22 protein-coding genes and 1 pseudogene are annotated in these 25291 nt (G+C 62.1%); 5 read left to right on the plus strand and 18 right to left on the minus strand.

What is annotated here, in order from left to right; genetic code table 11:
- The first annotated feature begins 216 nt into the window (after positions 1-216).
- Positions 217-624, plus strand: coding sequence for a PA2817 family protein (locus H3028_RS00395; RefSeq protein ID WP_181295111.1), 408 nt, complete (start codon positions 217-219; stop codon positions 622-624).
- A 126-nt stretch (positions 625-750) separates the two neighbouring features.
- On the opposite strand, the gene H3028_RS00400 is transcribed toward H3028_RS00395, so the two are convergent.
- The 7 genes from H3028_RS00400 to H3028_RS00430 all read right to left on the minus strand — a co-directional run bounded on the left by H3028_RS00400 (position 751) and on the right by H3028_RS00430 (position 8234).
- Positions 751-1740, minus strand: a complete 990-nt coding sequence (locus tag H3028_RS00400) for a TRAP transporter substrate-binding protein (RefSeq protein ID WP_181295112.1) — start codon at positions 1738-1740, stop codon at positions 751-753.
- Between the two features lie 52 nt (positions 1741-1792).
- The gene (locus H3028_RS00405; protein WP_181295113.1) at positions 1793-2620 is read right to left on the minus strand and encodes a CoA ester lyase; all 828 of its coding nucleotides are present in this window, start codon (positions 2618-2620) and stop codon (positions 1793-1795) included.
- A 178-nt stretch (positions 2621-2798) separates the two neighbouring features.
- Positions 2799-4004 carry a CaiB/BaiF CoA-transferase family protein gene (locus H3028_RS00410; protein WP_181295114.1) on the minus strand — a complete coding sequence of 402 codons (1206 nt, stop codon included), beginning with the start codon at positions 4002-4004 and terminating at the stop codon, positions 2799-2801.
- 222 nt (positions 4005-4226) lie between these two features.
- Positions 4227-5579: an MmgE/PrpD family protein gene (locus H3028_RS00415; protein ID WP_181295115.1), complete on the minus strand. Its 1353-nt coding sequence runs from the start codon at positions 5577-5579 to the stop codon at positions 4227-4229.
- On the minus strand, positions 5576-5980 hold the full coding sequence (locus H3028_RS00420) for a VOC family protein (protein WP_181295116.1): 405 nt from the start codon (positions 5978-5980) through the stop codon (positions 5576-5578). The genes H3028_RS00415 and H3028_RS00420 overlap by 4 nt, the downstream gene beginning before the upstream one ends.
- 136 nt (positions 5981-6116) lie before the next feature.
- Positions 6117-7280: an acyl-CoA dehydrogenase family protein gene (locus H3028_RS00425; protein WP_181295117.1), complete on the minus strand. Its 1164-nt coding sequence runs from the start codon at positions 7278-7280 to the stop codon at positions 6117-6119.
- Between the two features lie 132 nt (positions 7281-7412).
- Positions 7413-8234, minus strand: a complete 822-nt coding sequence (locus H3028_RS00430; RefSeq protein WP_181295118.1) for a MaoC family dehydratase N-terminal domain-containing protein — start codon at positions 8232-8234, stop codon at positions 7413-7415.
- Positions 8235-8358: 124 nt separating this feature from the next.
- Here H3028_RS00430 and H3028_RS00435 point away from each other — a divergent pair, with 124 nt between their 5' ends.
- Together H3028_RS00435 and H3028_RS00440 are read left to right on the plus strand one after the other, a co-directional pair.
- The gene (locus tag H3028_RS00435; protein ID WP_181295119.1) at positions 8359-9249 is read left to right on the plus strand and encodes a LysR family transcriptional regulator; all 891 of its coding nucleotides are present in this window, start codon (positions 8359-8361) and stop codon (positions 9247-9249) included.
- Positions 9250-9529: 280 nt separating this feature from the next.
- Positions 9530-10840 carry an MFS transporter gene (locus H3028_RS00440; protein ID WP_181295120.1) on the plus strand — a complete coding sequence of 437 codons (1311 nt, stop codon included), beginning with the start codon at positions 9530-9532 and terminating at the stop codon, positions 10838-10840.
- A gap of 91 nt (positions 10841-10931) precedes the next feature.
- Here H3028_RS00440 and arfB read toward each other — a convergent pair whose 3' ends face one another.
- Positions 10932-11345 carry an alternative ribosome rescue aminoacyl-tRNA hydrolase ArfB gene (arfB, locus tag H3028_RS00445; RefSeq protein ID WP_181295121.1) on the minus strand — a complete coding sequence of 138 codons (414 nt, stop codon included), beginning with the start codon at positions 11343-11345 and terminating at the stop codon, positions 10932-10934.
- A 136-nt stretch (positions 11346-11481) separates the two neighbouring features.
- Here arfB and H3028_RS00450 point away from each other — a divergent pair, with 136 nt between their 5' ends.
- On the plus strand, positions 11482-12522 hold the full coding sequence (locus tag H3028_RS00450) for a metal-dependent hydrolase (protein ID WP_181295122.1): 1041 nt from the start codon (positions 11482-11484) through the stop codon (positions 12520-12522).
- Here the strand turns inward: H3028_RS00450 and H3028_RS00455 are convergent.
- The 8 genes and pseudogenes from H3028_RS00455 to H3028_RS00485 form a co-directional block, all read right to left on the minus strand.
- Positions 12509-13834, minus strand: a complete 1326-nt coding sequence (locus H3028_RS00455; RefSeq protein WP_181295123.1) for an APC family permease — start codon at positions 13832-13834, stop codon at positions 12509-12511. The genes H3028_RS00450 and H3028_RS00455 overlap by 14 nt on opposite strands.
- Positions 13835-14015: 181 nt before the next feature.
- The gene (locus H3028_RS21500; protein ID WP_375154389.1) at positions 14016-14888 is read right to left on the minus strand and encodes a methyl-accepting chemotaxis protein; all 873 of its coding nucleotides are present in this window, start codon (positions 14886-14888) and stop codon (positions 14016-14018) included.
- A pseudogene (locus H3028_RS21505) lies at positions 14874-15965 on the minus strand (HAMP domain-containing protein); the annotation flags it as partial. The pseudogene H3028_RS21505 and the gene H3028_RS21500, both read right to left, overlap by 15 nt.
- A 162-nt stretch (positions 15966-16127) precedes the next feature.
- Positions 16128-17915 carry an ABC transporter ATP-binding protein gene (locus H3028_RS00465; RefSeq protein WP_181295125.1) on the minus strand — a complete coding sequence of 596 codons (1788 nt, stop codon included), beginning with the start codon at positions 17913-17915 and terminating at the stop codon, positions 16128-16130.
- A complete protein-coding gene (locus H3028_RS00470) occupies positions 17902-18534 on the minus strand; it encodes a DsbA family protein (RefSeq protein WP_181295126.1) in 633 nt (210 codons plus the stop codon). Before H3028_RS00470 ends, H3028_RS00465 begins: the two co-directional genes overlap by 14 nt.
- Before the next feature lie 61 nt (positions 18535-18595).
- The gene (locus H3028_RS00475) at positions 18596-19531 is read right to left on the minus strand and encodes a rhodanese-related sulfurtransferase (protein WP_181295127.1); all 936 of its coding nucleotides are present in this window, start codon (positions 19529-19531) and stop codon (positions 18596-18598) included.
- Positions 19532-19664: 133 nt separating this feature from the next.
- Complete coding sequence (locus tag H3028_RS00480) at positions 19665-19964, minus strand: BolA family transcriptional regulator (RefSeq protein WP_168424699.1); 300 nt, start codon at positions 19962-19964, stop codon at positions 19665-19667.
- A gap of 15 nt (positions 19965-19979) precedes the next feature.
- Entirely contained in the window at positions 19980-20447 is a 468-nt protein-coding gene (locus tag H3028_RS00485; RefSeq protein ID WP_241729996.1) for a DUF2059 domain-containing protein, read from the minus strand.
- 190 nt (positions 20448-20637) lie between these two features.
- Between H3028_RS00485 and H3028_RS00490 the strand changes: the two genes are divergently transcribed.
- Positions 20638-22029 carry a class II fumarate hydratase gene (locus H3028_RS00490; protein WP_181295128.1) on the plus strand — a complete coding sequence of 464 codons (1392 nt, stop codon included), beginning with the start codon at positions 20638-20640 and terminating at the stop codon, positions 22027-22029.
- A 375-nt stretch (positions 22030-22404) separates the two neighbouring features.
- Here H3028_RS00490 and H3028_RS00495 read toward each other — a convergent pair whose 3' ends face one another.
- Together H3028_RS00495 and pap are read right to left on the minus strand one after the other, a co-directional pair.
- Positions 22405-23589, minus strand: coding sequence for a thiolase family protein (locus H3028_RS00495; protein WP_181295129.1), 1185 nt, complete (start codon positions 23587-23589; stop codon positions 22405-22407).
- A gap of 146 nt (positions 23590-23735) precedes the next feature.
- Positions 23736-25217, minus strand: coding sequence for a polyphosphate:AMP phosphotransferase (pap, locus tag H3028_RS00500; protein WP_181295130.1), 1482 nt, complete (start codon positions 25215-25217; stop codon positions 23736-23738).
- Between the last annotated feature and the right edge of the window lie 74 nt (positions 25218-25291).

The following is a 25291-nucleotide window of genomic DNA, read 5'->3' on the forward strand; positions in this document are numbered from 1 at the left end:
GCCACGAACCGGCCGCGATGCCACCATCGGCCGGGGAGCCAAGCCTCCCCGGCTCCGCCCTTCGCAGCGACATTCAGACCGCGCGGCAGACGCCTCGCAGCAGCGTCAATCCATCATCTGCGCCGAACCCAGGCTCAGCTGTCGAGTCAACTAGACACGCCCAATTAATCCGCGCGGCACCTTATAATCCCGCGCCCAAACCGACACAGGTGAACCATGGCCAATCCCTATCACGATCACAACCTGGCGCTTTTGGCCCATCTGCGCGGCATTCTGCTTGCCATGGGTGAATCCGAACAGATATCGGAAGAGAGCCATGCCCTGTTCCTCGAGCGCTTCGACGAGCTGATCATGAACCTGCGGAACGTGCCTGAAGAACGGCACATGGGCCAGGACATGATCTGCCAGGTCTTCCACCGCTACCCGCAGATTGCCCATCTGGTCCCGCGAGATCTGCTGTGGTACTTCGGTGGTGATTGCTTGCACTTCATGCCGGACGAAGAGATCGAAATCTTCCAGCAACTGGAGGAACGCCGCTATGAAGCCGAGCAGAATGAAGAGCCCTTCGACTGGAACATGGAAAAGCAGCTGCTGAGCATGCCGGAACAGAGCCCTCGGCACTAAGCCCCTCCCCCAGGTCGCCGTCTTACGGGGGCTTGGGCGCTCTACCGAGCGGAACGGCTGGGCGCCGGTTCTTACCGGCTGAAGCAGAGCCGCCGCAACCCAATGCGCTCGGCTCGCCTTCTGACTTTACAGTTGGTTGGCTGCCTCGGCAGCTTTGATCAGATCCACGCCGATCTCATCTTCGAACTTCTTCCACACCGGCCGCATTGCCTCGCGCCATTGGGCACGCTGCGCCGAGGTCAGCTCGATGATCTCGCTCTTGCCTGACTCGGCAATAGTGCGCTTCGCCTTTTGGTTGAGCTCGTCGGCCTGGCGGTTCACCTCGATCGTCACCTCGTCCATGATCTGCGCCAGCTCGCTGCGCACATCGTCTGGCAGCCCGCGCCAGAACTTGGTGTTGGTGATGACCATGTAATCGATCAGGCCGTGATCGGACTGGGTGATGTACTTCTGCACTTCGTGCACCTTCTGGCTCTCATAGTTCGACCAGGTATTCTCCGTGCCGTTGACCACACCGGTCTGCAGACCCTGATAGACCTCGGCGAAGCTCATTTTGCGAGGGTTGGCGCGAACGATCTTGAATTGCTCCTCCAGCACCCGAGACGCCTGAACCCGAAACTTTAGCCCGCGCGCATCGCTGGGTTCACGTAGCGCCTTGTTCGCCGACATCTGTTTGGTGCCGTTGTGCCAATAGGCCAGGCCGGTGATGTTCTTGTCTTCCATCGAGGTCAGCAGCGCCTTGCCCTCGGGGCTGCTCTGGAAGCGATCCGCCGCAGCCAGGTCATCGAACAGGAACGGCAGGTCGTAGATCTGGATAGCCTTCGCGTAGTGCTCGAACTTGGCCAAGGACGGCGCCAGCATGTGCACATCGCCGAGCAGCAGCGCCTCCATCTCCTTGCCGTCGCCGAACAGCGAAGAGTTCGGATAGACCTCTACCTGAACCTTGTCCGGCAGGCGCTCTTCGGCGAGCTTCTTGAATAACAGAGCGCCCTGACCCTTAGGCGTGTTGTCCGCCACCACATGGGCAAACTTGATGATGATGGGCTCCGCCTGGACCAGGCCGGCAACGGAGAGAGAGAGCGCACAGGCGAGCGCTTTGAGGCTGATTCGCAACATGGGTAGTACCCCTTTTGTTTTTGTCGGTTGGTACATATTCCGGGCGAAGTGGTCAGGGGACCGCTTGCCCGGCGCGTTGTAGCAGGCGGCGGGCACGGCCGAGCACCGGGGCATCGACCATCTGTCCATCCACCACGAAGACCCCGTCACCGGACGCACCGGCCGCGAGGACGCGTTGCGCCCAGACCAGTTCATCGGCGCTGGGCATCAGCGTTTCGTGCACCACAGCCACCTGGCTGGGGTGAATGCAAAGAATCCCGCCGAAGCCCATATCGCGGGCGTCGGTTACGAACTGGGTGAGACCGTGCAGGTTCTTGATATCGGGAAACACGCTGTCGAGCGGCGGCGCCAGTCGCCTCAGGCGCGACTGCAGCAATAGCGTATAGCGCGCCTGATCGAGGATGCGTTCGGCACCCGGCGTGCCGCTGGCGAGCCCCAGGTCCAGCCCCAGATCCAACGCGCCGAAGGACAGCCGCTCGACGCCTGCGGCAGCGGCGATTTCAGCCAGCACAGCCAGCCCGCGGGCGCTTTCGATGATCGGCCAGACCGGCTTGCCACAGGCTGCTGCGTCCGCCACCTGGGTGGCGCTTTCGACCTTGGGCAAGAGCACGCCGGTCACGCCGGAATGGGCCGCGCAAACCTTCAGATCTTCGGCCTGCTGTGCATGTCCCGCCGCGTTGATGCGCACCAGTACACGCGCAGACGGATCGGCAGCAAGAAAGGCGTCCAGATGGTTTCGCGCCGCAGCCTTCAGGTTTTCCGCAACGGCATCCTCGAGATCGACGATCACCGCATCGGCACCAGACGCCAGGGCCTTGGGGATTCGATCTGGGCGAGTGGCAGGAACGAACAGTGCGGTGCGGACAATGCTTGAGGTCATGGCAATCTCGTGAGGTTGGCGCGCCGGCCGGCTACCACTTGGCGGCAGCGATATGTTTCGCTTTCAACCCGCCGCACTGCGCGCTTTTTTGTAGGAGCGAGCTTGCTCGCGATCGAACGGCAAGGTGAACCACCGCTGCTGCGGACCGGCTCTGACCGGCTGTTGCTCCGAGGGCCTGTCACACCGCACCCTGCTCGTGCAGGCGCTGTATGTCGTCCGGCCCATAGCCCAGTTCCGTCAACAGCGCATCGGTGTGTTGGCCGAGCGCGGGGATAGGGTCCATACGCGGCGTAAACGCGGCGTTACGCCCCGGCGGCAGCAATGCGGGCAGTCGCCCGGATGGGCTGTCCACTTCGCTCCAGCGTTGGCGAGCCTTGAGCTGTGGATGAGCCCAGACACCGGCCATATCGTTGACGTGAGCGTTGGCAATGGATGCTGCCTCGAGGCGCTCAATCAGCTGTTCAGCGGTGAGCGTCGAGAAGGTTTCGACGATGATGGCGCGCAGTACCTCGCGGTTCTCCGACCGCTTGAAATTGGCGGAAAAGCGCTCGTCATCCGCCAACCCAGGTTGCAGCAGCACCTTGTCGCAGAACATCCGCCACTCGCGTTCGTTCTGCAAGCCAAGCATCACGGTACCGCCATCGCCGGCGGGAAACGGTCCGTAGGGGTAGATGGTGGCGTGCGCAGCACCCGCACGCGGTGGTGGCGGCGCATTCTCGTAGGCGTAGTACAGCGGGTAGCCCATCCACTCCACCAGGCTTTCCAGCATGGACACGTCGACGCGGCTACCCTCGCCCGTCTTGTCACGCAGCATCAATGCCGAAAGCACCCCGGTATAGGCATACATGCCGGCGGCGATGTCGGCGATGGAACAACCGGCCTTGGCCATCTCGGTCTCACCCGGACCACCCGTGACGGAGAGAAATCCCCCCTCGCTCTGGATCAGCAGGTCGTAGGCCTTCTTCTGTTCGTAGGGGCCGCCTTCGCCGTAGCCGGAAATGTCGCAGACAATCAACCGTGGGAAGCGCTCGTGCAGCGCCTCGAATGACAGCCCCATTCGCGCCGCAGCGCCCGGCGCGAGGTTCTGCACCAGCACGTCGGCCTTTGCCAGCAGTTGCTCGAGCACGCCATCGGCGGCTTCCTGCTTCACGTCGAGGGTCAGACTCTCTTTCGAGCGGTTGGTCCAGACGAAGTGCGAGGCCAAGCCATCGACACGCTCGTCATAGCCACGGGCGAAATCACCGGAACCAGGGCGCTCGATCTTGATCACCCTAGCGCCCAGGTCCGCCAGTTGACGCGTGCAGAACGGCGCAGCGATGGCGTGCTCGAGGCTGACCACGGTGATGCCATCGAGTGGACGGGGTTTGGCTGTAGTGTCGGTCATGTCTGTTTCCTGAAATCTCGGTTCAGCCCTGCGTGGTTGCATGCGCATGGCTCTTCGTTGTGGGAGCGAGCGTTCTCGCGAACATCAGTCACGCTTCGCGAGCAAGCTCGCTCCTACAGGTTGTGTTTCCCCGTACGCCTCGCGTACGGCCAGGCACAAAGGTCCTCGATCTCGCGCAGAGCTGTAGGGTGGGCCGGGCGGCGCTCCGCTTCAGCCTGTATTTCATGCCAGGACGCTCAAATCATTGGTGTCCCGCAGCCGCCAGACCCTGTCGATCAGCACGCCCGCCTCGTCCATGCTGCGCGCGCCGGAAAACTGCACCAGACGCCGGAATTTGTCTTCCAGTTCGGGACGGCTCAGCGTGTTGCCCGGATCGCCCTTGGGTTCGTCGATGGCGGCGCTCAAGGTCCGACCATCGCTAGTCTTTACGGTCACGCGGCCGAGCCAGCGCGCCGGGTAGGCACCGTCGACCTCGGGATCGAGCACCATCGAGACCTTGTCGCGGAACGCCGCAACGGCCGGGTCGGTCATGGCGAGGGTGTGAAATTCGGGCAGCCCGGCTTTGCCATGCACGGCGATCAGCCCGAGCACCGTACCCATGGAAAACTTCGCCTGGTGCACGCTTTGCGGCACCGTTACCCGGCCGAGCACGTCGATCGCGCCCTGATGCACACGGGTGATGACGCTGGAAATATCATCGGCGCACAGCCCTTCACGCTGCATCAGTTCCAACAGCGCATCGGCCGCCGGGTGCGTATGGCGGCACGACGCGTGATACTTAAATGAGGTTTCCGCCAGTGCCCAGCGCGTGCCGAGACGGTCTGATAGTCGGCTCGGGTCGGCATCGCTGGACATACCGGCGGCCATTCCCTGCTCGCCTTCAAGAATGTTCTGCGCGCCGGTCAGGCCATCCGCCGTCAGGTAGGCCGCCAGCAGCCCATCAGCGGCGGCCTTGGCCGTGTGCAGCTGTTTGGAGTCGGCGGCGTCGCGGAGAAACTCCCAGAGCCCCGCAGCCTGAGTGCCGGCACTGCCCAGCAAATGGGTGAACTGTTGCTGATCGAAATCCAGCAACTTGCCCACCGCCACCGCCGCAGCAAGGGTGCCGACCGTGGCGGTGGTATGAAAGATGCGGTAGTGCGAGCGACCAAAGAACTCCCCGATACGGATACCCGCCTCGTAGCCGGCGACCGACGCCAGCAGCAGTTCGCGACCGGTTTTGCCGAGATCCTGCGCGGCAGCCAGCGCGGCAGGGAACACCACCGTTGCTGGGTGCAACACCGAGCTGTTGTGCAGGTCATCCTGCTCGACCAGGTGAGAACTCGCGCCGTTCACCAGTGCGGCAAAATAGGCCGAGCTGCCGGTACGATTGACGAAGATCCGTGCCGGGCCATCAGCCGGGCCCATCCGGGCGGCATAGTGCTCGAACAATGGGATTGGATGGGAACCCGCGCTGGCCAGCGCCGAGCCGAGCCAGTCAAGAAAGAGGTCTTCGGTGCGCGCCAGCACCGCATCGGGGATCTGCTCGTAACGCAGCCCTGCGAGGAATTCGGTGAGCGCCTGGGTGTGTTGACTCATGACGCGGCCTCCAGCGAGTTGGCCAATGGATTGGAAAGTTCGATGAGATTGAAATCGGGATCGCGGACGTACACCGAGCGGATCGGGCCAGTCGCGCCGGTGCGCTGCACCGGTCCCTCAATAATCGCCACGCCTAAGCGCTCGAGATGCGCGACGACCTCGTCCAGCGGCGTGGCGACAATGAAGCAGAGATCCGCCGAACCCGGCGTTGGCCGTTCAGCCTTAGGCTCGAACTCGCGACCGGCCTGGTGCAGGTTGATCTTCTGCTGACCGAAGACCAACGCCTTGCGCCCTTCACCGAAGCTCACCGCCAGCATGCCAAGCACACGACAGTAGAAATCCTCGGTAGCCGCGAGATCGCGAACGGTCAGGACGAGGTGGTCGAGGTGGCTGATCTGCATGACATCGCTCCTCCGTTGACGTTTTGCCCGCGTAGGGTGGGCTGAAGCCCACCCTACGGATGGCAGGTGGATTTGTGGGCCGGTAAGGTGAAAAACCGCGAAGCGTTTTCCACGGATCAAACGCCTACGTGAGCCATCAGAACGAGCGCGGCAGTTCGAGTAGGTGTTCGGCCACATAAGACAGGATCAAATTGGTGGAGATGGGCGCCACCTGATACAGCCGGGTCTCGCGGAACTTGCGCTCGACGTCGTATTCGTTGGCGAAGCCGAAGCCACCGTGAGTCTGCAGGCAGGCGTTGGCTGCCTCCCAGGACGCTTTTGCCGCCAGATACTTGGCCATGTTGGCCGCAGCCCCGGCGTTGCGACCACTGTCGTATTCCTCGCAGGCGCGCCAACGCATCAGGTCGGCGGCCTCGATCTCGATGTGCGCTTCGGCGATGGGGAACTGGACGCCCTGGTTCTGCCCGATCGGCCGGCCAAAGACCACCCGATCGCGGGCGTAGGCGGCCGACTTTTCGATAAACCAGCGGCCGTCACCGATGCATTCGGCGGCGATCAGCGTGCGCTCGGCATTGAGCCCGTCAAGGATGTAGCGGAAGCCCTTGCCCTCTTCGCCGATCAGGCTGGTGGCTGGAATTTCCAGGTTGTCGAAGAACAGTTCGTTGGTCTCGTGGTTAACCATGTTGGCGATCGGCTGGACAGTCAGGCCGTTGCCGATGGCTTCGCGCAGGTCGACGAGGAAGATGGACATGCCCTCGGACTTCTTTTTCACCTCGGCCAGCGGCGTGGTACGTGCCAGCAGGATCATCAGGTCGGAATGCTGGATGCGCGAGATCCACACTTTCTGACCGTTGATCACGTACTTGTCGCCCTGCCTGACCGCAGTGGTCTTGATCTTGGTGGTATCGGTGCCGGTGGTCGGCTCGGTAACGCCCATTGACTGCAGGCGCAGTTCGCCGCTGGCGAGCTTCGGCAGGTAAAAGCGCTTCTGCTCGTCGCTGCCGTTTCTGAGCAGGGTGAACATGTTGTACATCTGCCCGTGCACGGTGCCTGAGTTGCCACCGCAACGGTTCACTTCCTCAAGGATTACCGAGGCCTCCGCCAGACCGAGCCCCGAGCCACCGTATTCTTCCGGGATCATCGCCGACAGCCAGCCGGCCTGGGTCAGCGCCGTAACGAAGGCTTCCGGGAAGCCCTTCTCTTCGTCGATCTTGCGCCAGTATTCGGCGGGAAATTCGGCGCAGAGGCCGCGGACACCTTCACGGATGGCGTTCAGCTCTTCGATCTTGTTCGGATTCATCTCGGTTCCTCGATTCTTTTCGTTAGTGCCGCATGCGCCGGGTGGACCGGGACTCGTGCTGTCGCTTTTCACATGCACCGCAAGGCGCAGCCGGCGGATCGATGAAGCGTGATCCAGCCGACACCGGCACGGTCACTCGAATTGCACTTCCGCTTTCTGTGCCAGACCGTTGTGGTCTCCGGCCCATAGCTCGGCCTCGCCCGGCGCAACGATGCGCCCGCCCACCTCGAAAGGCTGTGGCGCGATCAGGGGCCGCAGGCCGCGATATGCAAAGCGCTTGAGACGTGCCTCTGGATGGGCGCGGCAGAACGCGCGCAGGTTCAGCGTGGCGATCAATGGGCCATGCACGACGAGCCCCGGGTAGCCTTCGGTCTCCGTAACGTAGGGCCAGTCGTAGTGGATTCGATGTCCATTGAAGGTGACCGCGGAGTAGCGGAACAGCAGCGTCGGGGACGGCGTCACCGCCTCGCGCCAATGGCCGGCGACCATAGGTTCGCCGCTGCTGGACTTCGGAGGGCTCGGCTCGCGGTAGACGATGTCCTGCTCCTCGCGGATCGCCAGTCGACCGTCCTGCATATAGTCGTGTTGCACGGTGACGAACAGCAGCGCGCCGGTTCGGCCGAGTTTTTCTTCGACCTGTTTGATGGTTGAAACGCGTGTGGCTTCGGCGCCCGCCGTGAGCGGCTCGAAGAACTCGACACGCCCTCCGGCCCACATGCGATTGCGGTCGTCCGCCGGTGGCAGGAATCCACCCCGTGCCGGATGGCCGTCTTCACCCAGACCGCTTTCGGCAATCGGCTCCTGGAAGAAACACCACTGCCACAACGGCGGTAGCCCCTCACCGTGGGCCGGGGTCGCTTCGCCCAGTGTCGCGGCAACTCGCATCAGCAGATTGCGGCTGAGCTGGTCATGGACCTCCTCGGTGCGGCCTATCCAGGCAGTTACGTCAGTCATCTCGGGCTCCGGCTGTCTTGTTTGGCCGTAGCATGCAACGCATGACGCGTTCCGAGAATTTGCATTTACTGACACCAGCGTTCGGCTATGCTGAACGCCGTTTCTCCTCTTTCGAGCGTCTGGTATGCACTTCGATCTGGCCGATCTTCGCCTCTTCATCCATATCGCTGAATCGCCCAGCCTGACCCAGGGCGCGCGCCGTGCGCATCTATCGCCGGCGGCGGCCAGCACGCGCATCAAGGCGCTGGAGGGGCAGCTCGAGAGCCGTCTGCTTTATCGTGACAGCCGGGGTGTCGAGCTGACGCCGGCCGGACAGAAGCTGCTGCAGCATGCGCGGCTGATCATGCGTCAGGTGGAATACCTCAAAAGCGAATTCACCGAATACAGCACCGACTCGACCGGCCATATCCGCATCTTCGCCAACACGACGGCGGTGACGGAATTTCTTCCCGAGATACTGGCGGGCTTTCTCGCGCAACGCCCCGGCGTGACTGTGGATCTACAGGAGCGTCTGAGCCGTGACATCGTTCGGGGCGTGTTGGATGGCAGCACAGACATGGGCATCATTGCCGGACCGGTGCAGGCCGAAGGGCTGCAGATCCTGCATTTCAGCACCGACCGTCTGCTGCTGGCCGTACCACTCGGCCATCCGTTGTCGGCAGAAAAGCGAGTGACGCTGCGCCAGACCCTGAGCTATCAGCATATTGGTCTGCATGAAGGCAGCACGCTATTGACCTTTCTTCGCGATCAGGTCGAAAAGCTAGGCGGCGCCCTTTCACTGCGAATCCAGCTGTCCAGTTTCGAAGCCGTGTGCCGGATGATCGAGGCCGGTGTCGGCATCGGCATCATTCCAGAGTCAGCGGCACGCCGGCACAGCCGCACCATGCAACTGGCGCTGGTCGAACTGGACGAGCCTTGGGCGGTGCGCGAACGCAGCATTCTGATTCGCGACCTGGACGCCTTGCCCGGCAGCGTTCGGGTGCTAATCGCAACGCTTCTGCCAGGACAAACCTGAAAATTTGAGCCAAGCTTCGGATACGAACCGGCCAGCCTTGATCCGCTGTGGCCGTCAGGCTGCAAGCCTTAGCGGACGAAGGCAAGCGGCTGCGAGTGCTTCGCTGGAAAATGCGCTTCGTTTTGAATCCTCGGACAAAAATGCTGCCCAAGCTGCATGCACCGAACCCGTCTACGATCATTTATTAACGGTATTTCAGGTACTTACAGGTTATAACGGCAGGCGGCCCGTGGAAGGGCAGCCTGCTATCACGGATTTACTTGCTTAGGGTTGTTTGCCGATGACGTCCTTACTAGCCCCCATCAGCTCACTGCTGGGCGGCGTTGCATTCCTACTGCTCGGCCACGGACTGCTGAACACGTTGCTGACGCTCCGCGGCATTGCCGAGGGCTACTCCACCGGAATGATCGGTCTGCTGATGTCGGGATACTTCGCCGGCTTTCTGGTCGGCACCTGGCTCGCGCCTTCGCTGATCCGCCGCATCGGCCACATCCGTACCTTTGCGTTCTACGCAGCCCTGGCCTCGGTGGTCGTGCTGCTGCACGTATTGATCGTCAATCCTTGGGTTTGGCTGGTTCTGCGCCTGATGTACGGCGTGGCCCTGGTCACGCTCTATATGGTCATCGAGAGCTGGCTCAACGCCCAGGTCAGTGGCGAAAAGCGCGGTCAGGTGTTTGCGTTGTACATGGCCGTCAACCTCGGCTCACTGGCAGCCGCTCAGCAATTGCTGAGCCTCGACAGCCCAATGAATTTCACCCTGTTTGCCCTGGCAGCCATCCTCATAAGTGCCGCTCTGATGCCGATTACCCTGACCCGTCAGGCTCAGCCGGCGCAACCCGACATGCCGGCCACCGACCTGCTGCAACTGGCACGCATCGCCCCGCTCCCCTTGATGGCTGCCGGCGTCTCGGGCCTGACGTTGGGCGGCTTCTGGGGGCTGGCGCCGGTCTACGCGTCACAGAGTGGCTTCGATGCGTCCGGCGTGGGCCTGCTGATGAGCATTACCATTCTGGGTGGCGCCGTTCTGCAGTGGCCGATCGGACTGTTCTCCGACAAGCATGACCGCCGCCTGGTGATGCTCTGGGTGGTGGCGATCGCTGCGATCCTTGGCGGCCTGATCACCCCGCTGACATCCGGCCCGTTACTGCTGGGGATGATGTTCCTATGGGGCGGCCTGGCCTTTTCTATCTATTCCATTGCCGTAGCGCAGATGGTGGACCAGCTGCACCCGGACGAAATCCTCTCCGGCTCCAGCGGTCTGCTGCTGGCCAACGGCTTCGGCGCTGCCTTCGGCCCGGTGGTCGCTGGCGGCCTGATGAGCTTTTTCGGACCCAAGGCCCTGCCGGTGTTCTTCGCCGTGACCCTGGCGTTCCTGGCGATCTATTCCTACTTTCGCGCACGCCGGGTGTTCGATCTGGTTACCGAGCCGCATGGTCACTTCACGCCGATGCTGCGCACCAGCCACACCGTGCTGGAGCTTATGCCGGACACGCCGGAAAGCGAAACCACGGAGACGCACGCCACCGATTCGGCCCTGGAAGAGGACCTGCTCGACGAGACAATCGCCGAGCACCGTACAGGCACCCATTGAAACGCTTTTATTAACCCCGCAACAGGGCGGCAGCACTTCCCAGTGGCCATAAAGCCGCAGCGCGGCCTGGCCACTCACGCCATGCAATTGGCTAGAAATCCACCTTACCGCGCCCGGCCTTGATCGCGCCCCGCTTGCTCTTGCCCTCGAGGCGGCGCTTTTTTGAGCCCAGCGTCGGCCGCGTCGGGCGCCGCGCCTTTTCGACCTTCGTCACGCTGCGAATCAATTCGGCCAGCCGCTCCAGGGCATCGGCGCGGTTCTGCTCCTGGGTACGGTACTGCTGTGCCTTGATCACGATGATGCCGTCGCTGGTGATGCGGCTGTCACGCAGCGCCAGCAGGCGCTCCTTGTAGAAGAGCGACAAAGAGGACGCGTTGATATCGAAACGCAGATGCAATGCGCTGGATACCTTGTTGACGTTCTGCCCACCAGCGCCCTGAGCGCGAATGGCGGTCAGTTCGATCTCGCTGTCGGCTAGCTGCACGCTGTTTGATATTTCCAGCATCGGACCCTTCGTGATCTTTCGTCGACGCGACATTGTCCATGACCTGAATGGCACGGACACGTTTTATATGAATTTCGATTGTTTACCGGCCTGCCGCTTCAGCTAATGTAGCCCTCCCGCGACAACGGAAGCATTCATGGATTCGATTACCCAGGCTCTTCTCGGCGCCACTGTTCAAGCCTCTCTGCTGGGCCGCTGGCAAGGCCGCAAGGCGCTGCTTTACGGCGCGGTATTGGGTACCTTGCCCGATCTCGATGTGGTGATCGACTACGGCGACGCGGTCGCCGATATGACCTATCACCGTGGCTTCAGTCACTCGCTGCTGGTGCTCAGCCTGCTGGCCGTCGCGCTGGCCTGGCTCGCGCGAAAAGTGCGGCCCGACCCGAACTATTCGGGCATGCGGCTATTTCTCACAATCTGGCTGGTGCTTGTCACGCATGTGTTGCTGGATGCCTTTACGAGCTACGGCACTCAGCTGTTCTGGCCGCTGACCACGCCGCCGGTGGCCTGGTCCAGCGTTTTTATCATCGATCCGATGTATAGCGTGCCCTTGCTGCTGGCAGTGCTCGCCGGGGCGATATTCGGCCTGCAAGGACGCGATGCCCGCGGGCCCGCCCTGGCGTTGATCCTGTCGTCTCTGTATCTGGGTTTCACGCTGACCGGCAAGCAGATGGCCGAGCATCGAGTGGAGGCTGCCATAGCCAGCCATGGCATCGAAGGTGCACAGGTATTCAGCACGCCAACGCCATTCAATAGCCTCTTGTGGCGCGTCATTCTCGTGGATGGAGACGTCTACTACGAAGCCTTGGTCAGCTGGCTCGACGACAGTCCTCCGCAGTTGGTGCGCATCGCTCGAGGGGAGCGGCTCGCCGCCCTGCTCACCGAGTCACCCCAGCATGCCCGCCTGCGGTGGTTCACCGGCGGTGTATTACGCTACGACGAGATCGATGATCAAATCCTGGTCACCGACCTGAGGCTCGGCATGACCGGCTTCCATCCCTTTCGATTTGCACTGGCTGAGCGCAACGGGGATGGCTGGCGACTGATTCCCTATGTCGAGCGATTGCCTGCCGAACGCGGCGATGCGGATCGCCTGAAGCAGATCTGGCACCGGATCTGGCAGCAGCAGCCAGACCTGCCGCTCGCCGAGTGGGCGGCTGATCTCAATGGGCGCTAGCCCGACGACGCTTCTGCCAACGGCCTAGCGCGTAACACACAGCGCCCAATGCCATCAGCAAAGCGGCACGCAGCCAAGTGCCGCCGCTCTGCTGGGAAAGCAAGAGCAGACAGGAGCCGATCGCCAGTATCGGCAGAGCCGTCGGTGTCCGAAAATGCGGCTCGGCGATCTTGTCCTTGCGCAGCACCAAGACCGCTACGTTGGTGCTCATGAAGACGAACAGCAACAACAGCACCACAGTCTCTGCGAGCGCCGTCAGCGTACCGGTCACGGTGAGAATCATGGCCAGCAAGGTCGTTAGCACGATTGCCAGCCAGGGTGTGCGCCGCCCCGCCAATACGCGAGTCAGGATGGAAGGCAGCAGCCCCTCATCGGCCATGCCATAGGCAAGACGACTGGACATGATCATGGTCAGCAGCGCGCCGTTGGCAACGGCGACCAGCGCTACCGCAGCGAACAGCCAATCCGGCACGGCATAACCAGTGGCTCGCACCACATCCAGCAGCGGTGCAGAAGACTCAGAAAGCACATCGGGGGGCAGCACCGCGGTGGCGGCGATCCCGACCCCCACATAAACCAGCCCTGCCACCAGCAGCGCTCCGAACAGCGCGCGCGGATAGTTGCGCCGAACGTCCTTGACCTCCTCCGCCACGTTGGCTGACACCTCGAAGCCAACGAACGAATAAAAGGCGATCAGCGCCGCACCGAGCACCGCGACGGCTGGAGAGACGCCCGGGGTGAATTGCAGCACCCGAGACGGCTCGCCCTGCCCGTCCAGGATGAATGCGACGGCCAGTATCACCACGACCAACAGGCCCGACACTTCGATTACCGTCATCACCCCATTGGCACCCAGCGACTCTCTGATACCACGTGCGTTGAGCAAGCCGATCACCGTCAGGAACACCAACGCGGTTGGCACCGCCGGTGTGTCGAGAAATGCACCGAGATAATCGCCAGCGAATGCCAACGACAACCCGGCTGCACTGGTAACGCCCGCAGCCAGCATGCAGAAACCGACCAGGAACGACACCAGCGGCATGCCGAACGCGCGCTCGGCAAAGACCGCCGCACCACCCGCCTTCGGGTACTTGGTGACGAGCTCGGCATAGGATGCTGCGGTGAGCATGGCGAAACCCAGGGCGACCAGCAGCGGCACCCAAACCGCGCCGCCTGCCTCTCCGGCCATCTTGCCGACGAGGGCATAGACGCCTGCGCCCAGCACATCGCCGAGGATGAAGAGAAACAGAGCCGGACCGGTAATTGCCCGCCGCAGACGGGATTCTCCGGCGACGAACACTGTGGTTTTCATGGACGATGATCCCCCGACTCGACGGCAGGGGCTGCACTCAGCAGCGGATGCAATTGAGGCACTCCCAGACGCATGGCGATGGCCGCGTTCTTGTTCTAGATTGGCGCGGTCTGGGGGAGTTCAGCCCTCAAACGCAAAAGCCCCGGCGCTGGCCAGGGCTTTTGGATCTCACACAATGGCGTCAGGTGCGGAATCGGGCAACCAGTCCCTGCAGCTCGACACCGAGGCGAGCCAGCTCGGCGCTGGCGCCAGCCGTCTGCTCGCTACCGCTGGCACTTTGCTCGCCGATGTCGCGCACTCGGGTCACGCTCTCCGAAATGTTTTCAGCGACGGCACTCTGCTCCTCGGCCGCCGCGGCGATCTGCTGGTTCATCTGCTCGATAGTGGATACCGATTCGGTGATGCGTCCAAGCGCAATACCAGCTTCGCCGGCCAGATCCACCGTACGTTGGGTCAGGTCACGGCTGGTTTGCATCTGCTCGACGGCCTTCTGCGCGACCCGTTGAAGGTTGCCGATCAGGCCTTCGATTTCTTCGGTGGAATCATGTGTGCGGCGTGCCAGCGCGCGAACTTCATCGGCCACCACGGCAAAACCGCGGCCTTGTTCGCCTGCTCGTGCGGCCTCGATCGCGGCGTTCAGCGCCAGCAGGTTGGTCTGCTCGGCAACCGCGCGAATTACTTCCAAGACGCTTCCGATGCGCCCGCTCTCGGTATTCAGCTCTTCGATGGCATGGGCCGAGTGCTCGACTTCGCCGGACAGGCTGTCGATCTGGCCGATGGCTTCCTTGACCACCAGATCGCCTTGGCGGGCCTGCTGGTCAGCCTGGCGCGCGGCCAGCGATGCCTGTTCGGCGTTCTGCGCGACTTCCTGCACAGTCGCGGCCATTTCATGCATTGCGGTGGCGACCTGATCGGTTTCCTCTCGCTGCTTCTGCACACCAACACTGGTCTGCGCAGTGACGGCGGACAGTTGCTCCGCCGCAGCGGCGATTTGCCCTACGCTGCCGCTGATGCGACCGATCAAGGTGCGCAGGCTATCGGTCATGCCATACATGGCCTGCTGCAACTGACCCAGTTCATCGCGGCGCGTAACCGCCTCCGATTGAGTCAGATCACCGTCGGCAACCCGCTGCGCCAACTGCACGGTGTAGCGCAGCGGCACGACGATCATGCGAGAAATGACGGTAGCCGCCGCCAGCCCAAGGATCACCGCCAGGCCGGTGATAACGGTGAGCAGCAAGTAGGCACTGCTGCGCTGGGCCTGCATCGCTTCGTTGGCAGACGCCAGCGCCTGGTTGGCGGTATCCAGGACCCGCTGTGCCTGGGCGATCATCGCGCCCTCCAACGCAATCCGCTCCGCGCGGTTACGACGGAACTCGGCAAACGCCTGCTCATAGGTGGCCAGGGCATCAAGGGCACCATCCATCGTGGCTTTTTGCTCGTCGTTGAGCCAGGTCTTGAGGCTGGTGCCGATGGTGGTCAGGTCGCTATAGACTTCTTTCCAGCTATCGACAGCCTCTTGGGAGTTGTCCCCTAGGAAGATGTTTTCGAACGTGCGCAAATCGAGGATGCGCTTGGTCAAGCCGGAGGCTGCTTCGGCAATGGTCAGCGGATCACTGCCCTTGAGATGATCGCCTTCCAGGCGCAACACGCGCACCGCGTCGTACATGTCCAGTTCGATGTATTCAAACTCCTCACGACTCTTTTGCGCCGCATCGGCCATACGCCCGCGCAGCTCTACGCCCTTGCCGATCAGCACACCATAGTCGGTGAACTGCCTGGCGTAGTCCGCTGCGTCGCTGCGAATCTGCTGCAGCAGCGCCTGCTCCTGCGCGTTGGAAATCTCGGAGAGGTCGTCCAGTTCCTGGTTGAGCTGGTCTAGCGTGGCGCGCAACGCTGAAGCGGACGCGTCGCTGCGGGTCAGGGCATAGTCACGCTCCTGACCCCGCGCATCGAGAATCGCGGCGTTGATGGCCGCCAGCTGATTCGTCTGAGATGAGCGAGTCACGATCGAGTCCACAGCGAAGAAGCCGGTACCGGCGACGCCCAGGGTCAGCAACAACACCATGGCAAAGCCAAGCAGCAGCTTTTTGCCCACGGAAAGGTTGGCGAATATATCGGCAGACTGCATCAGAAAAAATTCCTAGAAATTAAGCGCACGTCATGGAGTCGGCCGGTGTCGGCCAAAGTTGAGTGCGAAAAACTGAACGATTCACGCGGACCATGATAGCCAATCGCCAGCGACTCGTCCGCACGATTGGACAAACTCGAAGGCTGCGCCGGGAAACTCTGGTCAATGCTGCTGCAGGTGCCCGTATAGCTTGGCGTAGAGCCCGCCGTCGGCGATCAGCTGTTGATGGTCACCCTGCTCGGCGATGCGCCCGCCGTCGAATACCAGGACCCGGTCAGCCTGCTTCACGGCCGATAAGCGGTGGGCGATGATCAGCGTGGTGCGCCCTTGCAGAAAGCGGTTCAGGCCTTGGTGCAGCGCATACTCGGTGGCGGCATCCAGGGCGGAGGTCGCCTCGTCGAGAATCACCACTTTGGGTTCCGCCAGAACCATCCGAGCCACTGCCAAGCGCTGCCGTTGACCACCCGACAGGCGCACCCCGGAACGGCCAACGATACTATCGAGCCCCGCCGGCAGCTGACGAATGGTATCGGCCAGTTGCGCGATCTCTAGCGCCCGCCAGCAGGTTTGGTCATCGCGTTCACGCCCCATCAGGAGGTTGGCGCGCACCGTGTCGTTGAACAGCGCCGGATGCTGCAGAACTACCGCGACATTGTCGCGAACCGTACCCAGGCCGATGTTCTGTATATCGATTCCGGCGAAGCGTATCTGCCCCGCCTGCGGCTGATACAAACCCAGCAGCAGCTGCACCAGGGTGCTTTTGCCGCCACCGCTGGCGCCGACGATAGCAACCTTCTCCCCCGCCCCAATCGACAAATCCAAGCCTTCGAGTACCGGCTCGTCCTGATAGGCAAAACACAACCCACGGACTTCGATATCGACGGTGTCTCGCCCCGCGAACGGGTCCTGTCCCCCGGCATACTGGGGCTCATCGGCGCGGGCCAGCAGTTGATTGATGCGACTGAGCGCGCCGCCCGCAGCATAGAAGGCGTATTGCAGGTTGAGCAGCTGCTCAACCGGCCCGATCATGAACCACAGGTAGCTGAACACCGCGAGCATCTGGCCGATCGACAGATCGGAGAACAACACAGTAAGCATCGCCGCGGCACGAAAGATGTCGATTCCGAACTGGAACAGCAGACCGCTGGCGCGGTTGGAGGCGTCGGTCTTCCATTGCGACGCCACCGCATAGTCGCGTACCTCACGCGCGCGCAGACCAAGGCGGCCGAGAAAAAAGCCTTGGCGGTTGCCGGCACGGACTTCCTGAATGGCATCCAGGGTTTCGGTGAGCGCCTGAGTAAACAGCGAGGTGCTGTCATTCTCCAGTTTCTTCAGATGTTTGACGCGCTTGCCCAACTGTACCGTGGCGTAGATCACCAGCGGGTTGAACAACAGAATCAGCAACGCCAGCTGCCAGTGCATCCAGACCAGGATTGCGGCCGTACCGGCTATCGACAGCACCGCCACCAGCAGCCGGCTGAGGGTTTCGCCGATGAACTTGTCGATGGTCTCCAGATCGGTGACCAGATGCGCGGCGACCGTTCCACCGCCAAGGCTTTCATACTCGCTCAGCGCGATGCGTTTAAGGCGTTCGATCAGGCGTACGCGGATGCGATAGACCAAGTCCTTCGACAGCCTGGCGAACAGGCGCGCTTGCAATACGTTGAAGACCAGCGCGGATGCCCGGAGCAGCAGCGTCACGCAGAGCATCAACGCGATGTAGCCGAACGCCGTCTGCCACTCCGCAGCCAGGAAGCGATCCATGACCTGCAGCGCGGTGTCGCCCTGCCCCAGCAGCACCTCATCGACCAGCAGAGGCAGCAACAAGGGGATCGGCACGCTGCAGAGGGTCGCCAGCACGGCCACAAGATTGGCAAGGACCAGCGCCTTGCGATGATGCAGCGCGAGGCGACGGATCTCCGCCCAGCTGAGCTGATCAGGCACTGACATTGTGTTCCAGCCAGCGGTTCAGCAAAGGCGAGAGCGCTTCGAGAGGTTGATAGCCGTTGGTCAACAGGGCAAGCTGGCCATTATGCTCCGCGAGCAAGGTCGGAAAGCCGGCGATGCCCAGATTGCGCGTCCAGTCGAAATCCGCGGTGGTGGCGTCGCGGATGGCCTGCGAATCGAAACGGTCGGCGAAATCCGCACGGGGTAGACCGGCCCTTTCGGCGAGATCGAGCAGTTCCGGCGGCAAGGTGACGTTACGCGCTTCGACATAGAAGGCACGCTGGATCAGGCCGGCGAGGGTCCAGCCCGCTTGCGCATCCAGACTGCGCGCCGCCACCAGTGCACGGCAGGCGGGCTCGGTGTCGTAGACCAGGCCTTCCGGCAATCCGGCATCGAAGTTGAACGGCTGAGCGCTCGCGTCATGCACCGCTCGCCAATAGGAAGCGGTGCGTTCGCGGCCGGCCTGATCCATGGCGATGCGCTCCTGCCGCAGACCGCCGACCACCAGATCGGCACCCACACCCTGAGTCTGCGCTCGAGCAATCAAAGCTTGTACCACTGGTGCAAAACCCCAGCACCATGAGCACATCGGGTCCATCACATAGATCAGTCGGGTACGCATTGGGGCTCCGGTTATCGAGTGGAGCGCAAACTGCGCACCTTCATTTGGCAAGCGGCCTCAGCTACGCGCCCTGCTTGCGGTAGTTATGACCGATCGGGTGCGGCTGGTTGCGCTTGAGCGCCAGTTCGATCTGCTTCTGCCGCTCGCGGGCGCTGGTACGAGTCTTCTCGCTGAGGGTGTTCCAGCAATGCGGGCAGCTGATACCTGGAGCGTAGTGCTCCGATTGCCGGTCCTCCAGCGAGATCGGTGTACGGCAGGCATGACACTGGTCGAAGTCGCCTTCGCTGAGGTCGTGGCGCACGGTCACCCGGTTGTCGAAAACGAAACAATCGCCACGCCAGCGCGTCTCCTCCTGCGGGACTGCTTCGAGGTATTTGAGGATGCCGCCCTTGAGGTGATAAACCTCCTCGAACCCTTCACCCAGCATGTAACTGGAAGCCTTCTCGCAGCGGATGCCGCCCGTACAGAACATGGCGACCTTCTTGTGCTTGGCCGGGTCGTAGTGCGCCTTGATGTACTCGGGAAACTCACGGAACGACTTGGTCTGCGGATCGGCCGCCCCTTCGAAGGTGCCGATAGCCACTTCATAATCGTTGCGGGTGTCGATCAACAGCACCTCGGGGTCATCGATCAGCGCGTTCCAGTCCTGCGGTTCGACGTAGGTGCCGACACGCTGATTGGGGTCGACGCCCGGCACGCCCAGGGTAACGATTTCCTTCTTCAGCTTGACCTTGGTGCGATAGAACGGCTGCTCGTCGCAGTAGGATTCCTTGTGGTCGATGTCGGCCAGGCGCATATCGGTGCCAAACCAGGCGAGCAAGGCGTCGATGCCCTCTCGGCTGCCGGATACCGTGCCATTGATGCCTTCTTCGGCGAGCAACAGAGTGCCCTTGATGCCGTTGGCGTTGAGGATTTCGAGCAGGGGCTCGCGCAACGCAACGTAGTCCGGCAGGGAGACGAACTTGTACAGCGCCGCGACGACGATGTTCTGGGTCATGCGGGTAATTTCTCCAGTGGTCACCCACGTAAAGGGCGGACCGGGAATGCGAAAACGGCAACGCCGGCGTGAGCCGGCGCGGCGCGCATTCTATCAATAAACGAGCGCCATGCTTCAAGCGCCAGCTGGCGGCTTACTTATGGCCGCCCGCGCAGACCGGGGAATCGGGCGCGGCGCCCTGCTCGGCCCATTCTTCGGGGGTATAGGTGTGTAGCGCGAGGGCATGTATCTGCTGCATCAGCTCGCCCATGGCGGCGTAGGCCTTCTGATGACGCTTGACGGCATTGAGCCCGGCGAATTGCTCGCTGACAATCACCGCCTTGTAGTGGGTTTCTTGGCCACGGCTGTGCATGTGGCTTTCATCCAGCACCTGCAGAAACACCGGTTGCAAGGCGGCTTCCAGTGCGTTTTCGATCGAGAATAGTTTGGACATGCCTGGCAGGCTCCCTCAAGGCTTCTTCTGGGTATCGAGTTCGGCTGTCATTTCAGCCAGTAATTTGTTCACCTGCGGTACGGCGCTCTCCAGCTTACTCTGGGTCACCTGCGCCGAGCGGGCGTTGAGCTGTGGTAGCTGCGTGAGCATCTTCTTGCCCAGTTCAGATTCGTAGAATTCGTTCAGCTGATCGAGCTCCGGTTCGCTGAAGGTCTCGGTGTACAGCGCCACCAGGTCGGGCTTGACCTGCTCCCAGCCGATCGCCTTGTCGAGCGCAGCGTCGGCCTTCGATTGGTAGCTCTCCAGCAGCCCACGCTTGCTCTCGGGCGCCTGGGTCTGCTCGAACCGCTCGGCAAACATCTGCTGCACCTGGGCATACACCGGGACCGCGATGCGATCGGCGTTGACCAGTTCGAGAAAGCGCTCGGCCTGAGCCGCATGGCTAGCGCTGTCGGCGTTGGCCTGACCAGCGAGCAGCGCCATCGACAGCGCGCCACACAGACCGAATGTATTGAGAATGTGCATTAGGTGATCCTTGCCGAACGATAGATGAGCCTCAATGGACACATTCTGCGCGCGGAGTTCCAATCGCTCAAGGAACAGCCAAGCAGCGGATTGAACCAGTGTCGTCAGCCGACGACCTAACAGGAAGACCTCATCGATGGAGTACGGCATGACACGCACCGAAACCGACAGTCTGGGCCCAGTGGAAGTGCCGGAACAGGCTTACTGGGGCGCGCAGACTCAGCGCTCGTTGATCAACTTCGCCATTGGCGATCAACGCATGCCGCTGGCCGTATGCCATGCGCTGGCCCTGATCAAAAAGGCCGCAGCCCGCGTCAACGACCGTATCGGTGACTTGCCGCCCGACATTGCGCGCCTGATCGAGCAGGCAGCCGATGAAATCCTTCATGGCCAGCACGATGATCAGTTCCCGCTGGTGGTCTGGCAGACCGGTAGCGGCACCCAAACCAATATGAACGTCAACGAGGTGATCGCCGGTCGCGCCAACGAGCTGGCCGGCGGCACCCGCGGCGGCAAGAGCCCGGTGCATCCTAACGATCATGTCAACCGCGCCCAAAGTTCCAACGATTGCTTCCCGACGGCCATGCACATCGCCATCGCCCGCGCCGTCCATAACGATTTGCTGCCGGCCATCGCCGAGCTGTCCGGCGGCATCGCCGAGCAGGCGGCGCGCCACGGACAGCTGGTCAAGACCGGTCGCACGCACATGATGGACGCGACTCCGGTGACCTTCGGCCAGGAGTTGTCGGCCTTCGTCGCCCAGCTGGACATCGCCGAAGAAGCGATCCGTCACGCGCTGCCTGCAGTATTCGAACTGGCTCAGGGCGGTACGGCAGTGGGTACCGGGCTCAACGCACCGCACGGATTTGCCGAAGCGATCGCAGCGGAGCTGGCGGCGCTGTCTGGTCTGCCGTTTGTCTCGGCTCCGAACAAGTTCGCCGCGCTGTCCGGGCATGAGCCGCTAGTCGCCCTCTCCGGCGCGCTGAAAGCCCTGGCCACGGCGCTGATGAAAATCGCCAACGACCTGCGGCTACTGGGCTCGGGACCACGCGGGGGGTTTGCCGAAGTCCGCCTGCCAGCCAACGAACCAGGCAGCTCGATCATGCCGGGCAAGGTCAACCCGACCCAGTGCGAGGCGCTGTCGATGCTCGCCTGCCAGGTGATGGGCAACGACGTGACGGTCGGCTTTGCCGCCAGTCAGGGACATTTGCAACTTAACGTGTTCAAGCCGGTGATCGTGCACAACATGCTCGAATCCATTCGCCTGTTGGCCGATGGCTGCCGCAACTTCAACACCCATTGCATTGTTGGGATGGAGCCGGATGCCGCGCGCATGGCGGAGCACCTGGAGCGTGGTTTGATGCTGGTGACCGCGCTGAATCCGCACATCGGCTACGACAAGGCCGCGGAAATTGCCAAGAAGGCCTATGCCGAAGGCCGCACTCTGCGTGAAGCCGCGCTGGAACTCGGCTATCTGACGGACGAGGAGTTCGATCAGTGGGTGCGGCCGGAAACCATGCTGGAATCCAGCCGCAGCTGAGCCTTCTCAGGCAAGGCGCAGGCGGACTATTGGCTTTTCGCCACACCGCGTAGTCCCGGATCGCCAGCAAGCTGGCTCCTACAAAGCCACACCGCTGAGTCTGGGAGCGCAGCCACTAAGTCCGAAAACCGGTTGTGTCTAAACAAAGAACCCGCGCCATTGGGTGCGCAACGCTGTTCACTTAAGCAAGTTCGCCCCGAGGTCGGGCCTCCCACGAAAGCAGCAGATTCACACCAGCCCTGTGGGAGGCGCGCCCTCGCGGCGAATGCGGGATACGGCGCGCCCCAAAATCAGAAGCGCGCCGCGAGCCGTTACCGTTTAAGTGAACAGCATTATCATCGGGTGCGGGTTCTTTGTTATCGGGTCAGCGCAAGCTCAGCGCACCGCCTCGAACAGCCCCGAAGCTCCCATCCCGCCACCGACGCACATGGTTACGACCCCATAACGCAGGTTGCGGCGTTGCAGCTCGCGGATGAGGTGGCCCGCGGTACGCGAGCCGGTCATGCCGAACGGGTGACCAATGGAGATCGAGCCACCGTTGACGTTGAATTTCTCGTTGTCGATCTCCAGCGTGTCGCGGCAATACAGGCACTGCGAAGCGAAGGCTTCGTTGAGCTCCCACAGGTCGATGTCGCTGACCTGCAGTCCCTTGGACTTGAGCAGACGCGGCACCGAGAAGACCGGGCCGATACCCATTTCTTCTGGCTCGCAGCCAGCCACGGTGAAACCGCGGAAAAAGGCGCGTGGCTGGAGCCCCAGCTCCAAGGCCTTGTCCAGGCTCATCACCAGTGTCATCGAGGCACCGTCGGAGAGCTGCGAGGCGTTTCCGGCGGTAACCGAACCGTCTTCGGCGAATACCGGCTTGAGGCCCGAGAGGCTCTCCAGCGTGGTGTCCGGGCGGTTGCAATCGTCACGATCGACCACACCTTCATGCTCGGTGCGCTCGCCGGTGTTCTTGTCCTCGGTGAAATAACGGACGTTCATCGGCACGATCTCGTCCTGGAACAGCCCTTCAGCCTGGGCACGCGCAGTGCGCTGCTGGCTTTGCAGTGAATAAATGTCCTGCTTCTCACGGGTCACGTTGTAACGACGCGCGACCATCTCGGCTGTCTGGCCCATGCTGTGATAAAGGCCCGGCACGCGCTCCCGCAGGATTGGGTTGTACAGGTCATCGGTATTCTTGCTCTTGGCCGTCATGGTGATGGATTCGACCCCACCGGCAACGATGATATCGCTGCAGCCCGATGCGATCTGGTTGGCGGCGATGGCGATTGATTGAAGGCCCGACGAGCAGAAGCGGTTGAGCGTCATGCCCGCGCACTGAATACCGAGGTTCGACAGCACCGCCACGTTGCGACCGATGTTGTAGCCCTGCGCGCCTTCGTTCGAGCCGGCACCGACAATGCAATCCTCGACCAATTTGGGGTCCAGGTTGTTGCGTGACAGCAGGGCGTTGACGCAGTGCGCCGCCATGTCATCGGGGCGGGTCATGTTGAATTTGCCGCGGAAGGACTTGGCCAGGCCGGTCCGTACGCTGTCGACGATCACTACTTCACGCATGGCATACCTCGAGTTGTTGGACAGGCCACGATGGCAGCGACCTGATTGTTGACGGTTGCCCGAGCATAGTTCCAGCCCTTCGCCAAAGGCGACGACCATTCAGCGGGGATATGGTCGACCATCTTCCCCCCTTTCGCTCAACATGCTCACTGGATAGCCGCTTCCAGCGCGTCGTTGAGGGTACGCAGCACCTTGATCCGGGCGAAACGCTTGTCGTTGGCCTCCACCAGGGTCCAGGGCGCGATCTCGGTACTGGTGCGGTCGACCATGTCCGCCACCGCATGGCCGTAATCGTCCCATTTGTCGCGGTTTCGCCAGTCTTCTTCGGTGATCTTGAAGCGTTTGTGCGGGGTGTCTTCACGTTCCTTGAAACGCTCCAGCTGTGTTTCCTTGTCGATAGACAGCCAGAACTTGATCACTACCACACCGGCATCCACCAATTGCTCTTCAAAGTCGTTGATCTCGCTGTAGGCGCGTAGCCATTCATCCGGCGTGCAGAAGCCTTCGACCCGCTCAACCAGCACCCGGCCGTACCAGGACCGATCGAAGATGGCGAAGTCGCCGCGCGCCGGCACGTTGCGCCAGAAGCGCCACAGCCAGGGTTGAGCACGCTCATCCTCGCTCGGCGCGGCGATCTGCACCGTGCGATACAGGCGAGGATCCAATGCACCCGTAACACGGCGGATGGCGCTACCCTTGCCCGCCGCATCGTGGCCTTCGAACAACGCCAGCACACCGCGCTTGCGCAGGCGCCGATCACGCAGCAACTGGGACAGGCGTGCCTGCTCCTGAACCAGCAAATCCTTGTATGCGCCCTTGTCGAGTTTCTGATCGAGATCGAGACTGCCAAGCAGGCTCAGGTGATCGGTGTTCAGGTCGACCGGCGCCGCATGCGGCTGCGTGGATGGCCGATCGACCGCATCAAGCGCGGCATTTAGCCCTTCAAGCAGCAGCCGCCCTGCGGTCAGGCTGCGATAGCGCTCATCGCTCCCCTCAATGACGTACCAGGGCGCAAAGTCCCGGCTGCTGCGGCGCAGGATGAGCCCACCGTGCTTCACGAAACGGTCATAAGTCTTCGATTGCTGCCAATCCAGCGGGCTGATCCGCCAGCTGTGCAAGGGATCGTCCTTCAGCGAATCCAGGCGCTTCATCATCTGTTTCTTGGACAGATGAAACCAGAACTTGAAGATCAGTATGCCTTCCTTGCAGAGCATCCGTTCCATGCGCTGGGCGCGGTCGATAGCCAGCTCCAGTTCGGAACTCTTGATACGTCCGTGGACACGGTCCTCGAGCATCTTGCTGTACCAGTTACCGAAGAAGATGCCGGTCTGCCCCTTGGGTGGCAGGCGCCGCCAGTAACGCCAGGCAGGCGGATGCGCGAGTTCCTCGTCGGTCGGCACATCGAAACTGTCGACGCGGATCAACCGCGGGTCCATCCATTCGCTGAGCAGCTTGATCGTCTCGCCCTTGCCCGCGCCCTCGACCCCGTTGATCAGGATCAGCACTGGAAACCGCGCCTGCTCTCGCAGTCGGTACTGTGCATCCAACAGTGCTTCGCGCAGGATAGGAACCTCGAGGTTGTAGGTTTCCTTGTCGATGGTGTGGCCGATTTCCGCAGATTCGAACATCGTGCTCTCCATTAAAGAACGGCGGTGGTAGCCCCTGGAACGCCACCACACCCATGCCGCTCGACGTATCGTGA

It is taken from the genome of Pseudomonas sp. Q2-TVG4-2 (assembly GCF_013620795.1).
GTDB lineage: Bacteria > Pseudomonadota > Gammaproteobacteria > Pseudomonadales > Pseudomonadaceae > Stutzerimonas.

Bases quoted from the DNA above. Each gene is read 5' to 3' on its own strand.
- H3028_RS00410 (WP_181295114.1), bottom strand. From the start codon at position 4,004: ATGACCGACACTACAGCCAAACCCCGTCCACTCGATGGCATCACCGTG.
- H3028_RS00485 (WP_241729996.1), bottom strand. From the start codon at position 20,447: ATGGCGCTGCTCGCTGGTCAGGCCAACGCCGACAGCGCTAGCCATGCG.
- arfB (WP_181295121.1), bottom strand. From the start codon at position 11,345: ATGCTGGAAATATCAAACAGCGTGCAGCTAGCCGACAGCGAGATCGAA.
- H3028_RS00475 (WP_181295127.1), bottom strand. From the start codon at position 19,531: ATGACCCAGAACATCGTCGTCGCGGCGCTGTACAAGTTCGTCTCCCTG.
- H3028_RS00465 (WP_181295125.1), bottom strand. From the start codon at position 17,915: ATGTCAGTGCCTGATCAGCTCAGCTGGGCGGAGATCCGTCGCCTCGCG.
- H3028_RS00495 (WP_181295129.1), bottom strand. From the start codon at position 23,589: ATGCGTGAAGTAGTGATCGTCGACAGCGTACGGACCGGCCTGGCCAAG.
- H3028_RS00440 (WP_181295120.1), top strand. From the start codon at position 9,530: ATGACGTCCTTACTAGCCCCCATCAGCTCACTGCTGGGCGGCGTTGCA.
- H3028_RS00415 (WP_181295115.1), bottom strand. From the start codon at position 5,579: ATGAGTCAACACACCCAGGCGCTCACCGAATTCCTCGCAGGGCTGCGT.
- H3028_RS00425 (WP_181295117.1), bottom strand. From the start codon at position 7,280: ATGAATCCGAACAAGATCGAAGAGCTGAACGCCATCCGTGAAGGTGTC.
- H3028_RS21500 (WP_375154389.1), bottom strand. From the start codon at position 14,888: ATGTATGGCATGACCGATAGCCTGCGCACCTTGATCGGTCGCATCAGC.
- H3028_RS00430 (WP_181295118.1), bottom strand. From the start codon at position 8,234: ATGACTGACGTAACTGCCTGGATAGGCCGCACCGAGGAGGTCCATGAC.
- H3028_RS00470 (WP_181295126.1), bottom strand. From the start codon at position 18,534: ATGCGTACCCGACTGATCTATGTGATGGACCCGATGTGCTCATGGTGC.
- H3028_RS00435 (WP_181295119.1), top strand. From the start codon at position 8,359: ATGCACTTCGATCTGGCCGATCTTCGCCTCTTCATCCATATCGCTGAA.
- H3028_RS00455 (WP_181295123.1), bottom strand. From the start codon at position 13,834: ATGAAAACCACAGTGTTCGTCGCCGGAGAATCCCGTCTGCGGCGGGCA.
- H3028_RS00420 (WP_181295116.1), bottom strand. From the start codon at position 5,980: ATGCAGATCAGCCACCTCGACCACCTCGTCCTGACCGTTCGCGATCTC.
- H3028_RS00490 (WP_181295128.1), top strand. From the start codon at position 20,638: ATGACACGCACCGAAACCGACAGTCTGGGCCCAGTGGAAGTGCCGGAA.
- H3028_RS00480 (WP_168424699.1), bottom strand. From the start codon at position 19,964: ATGTCCAAACTATTCTCGATCGAAAACGCACTGGAAGCCGCCTTGCAA.
- H3028_RS00400 (WP_181295112.1), bottom strand. From the start codon at position 1,740: ATGTTGCGAATCAGCCTCAAAGCGCTCGCCTGTGCGCTCTCTCTCTCC.
- pap (WP_181295130.1), bottom strand. From the start codon at position 25,217: ATGTTCGAATCTGCGGAAATCGGCCACACCATCGACAAGGAAACCTAC.
- H3028_RS00405 (WP_181295113.1), bottom strand. From the start codon at position 2,620: ATGACCTCAAGCATTGTCCGCACCGCACTGTTCGTTCCTGCCACTCGC.
- H3028_RS00395 (WP_181295111.1), top strand. From the start codon at position 217: ATGGCCAATCCCTATCACGATCACAACCTGGCGCTTTTGGCCCATCTG.
- H3028_RS00450 (WP_181295122.1), top strand. From the start codon at position 11,482: ATGGATTCGATTACCCAGGCTCTTCTCGGCGCCACTGTTCAAGCCTCT.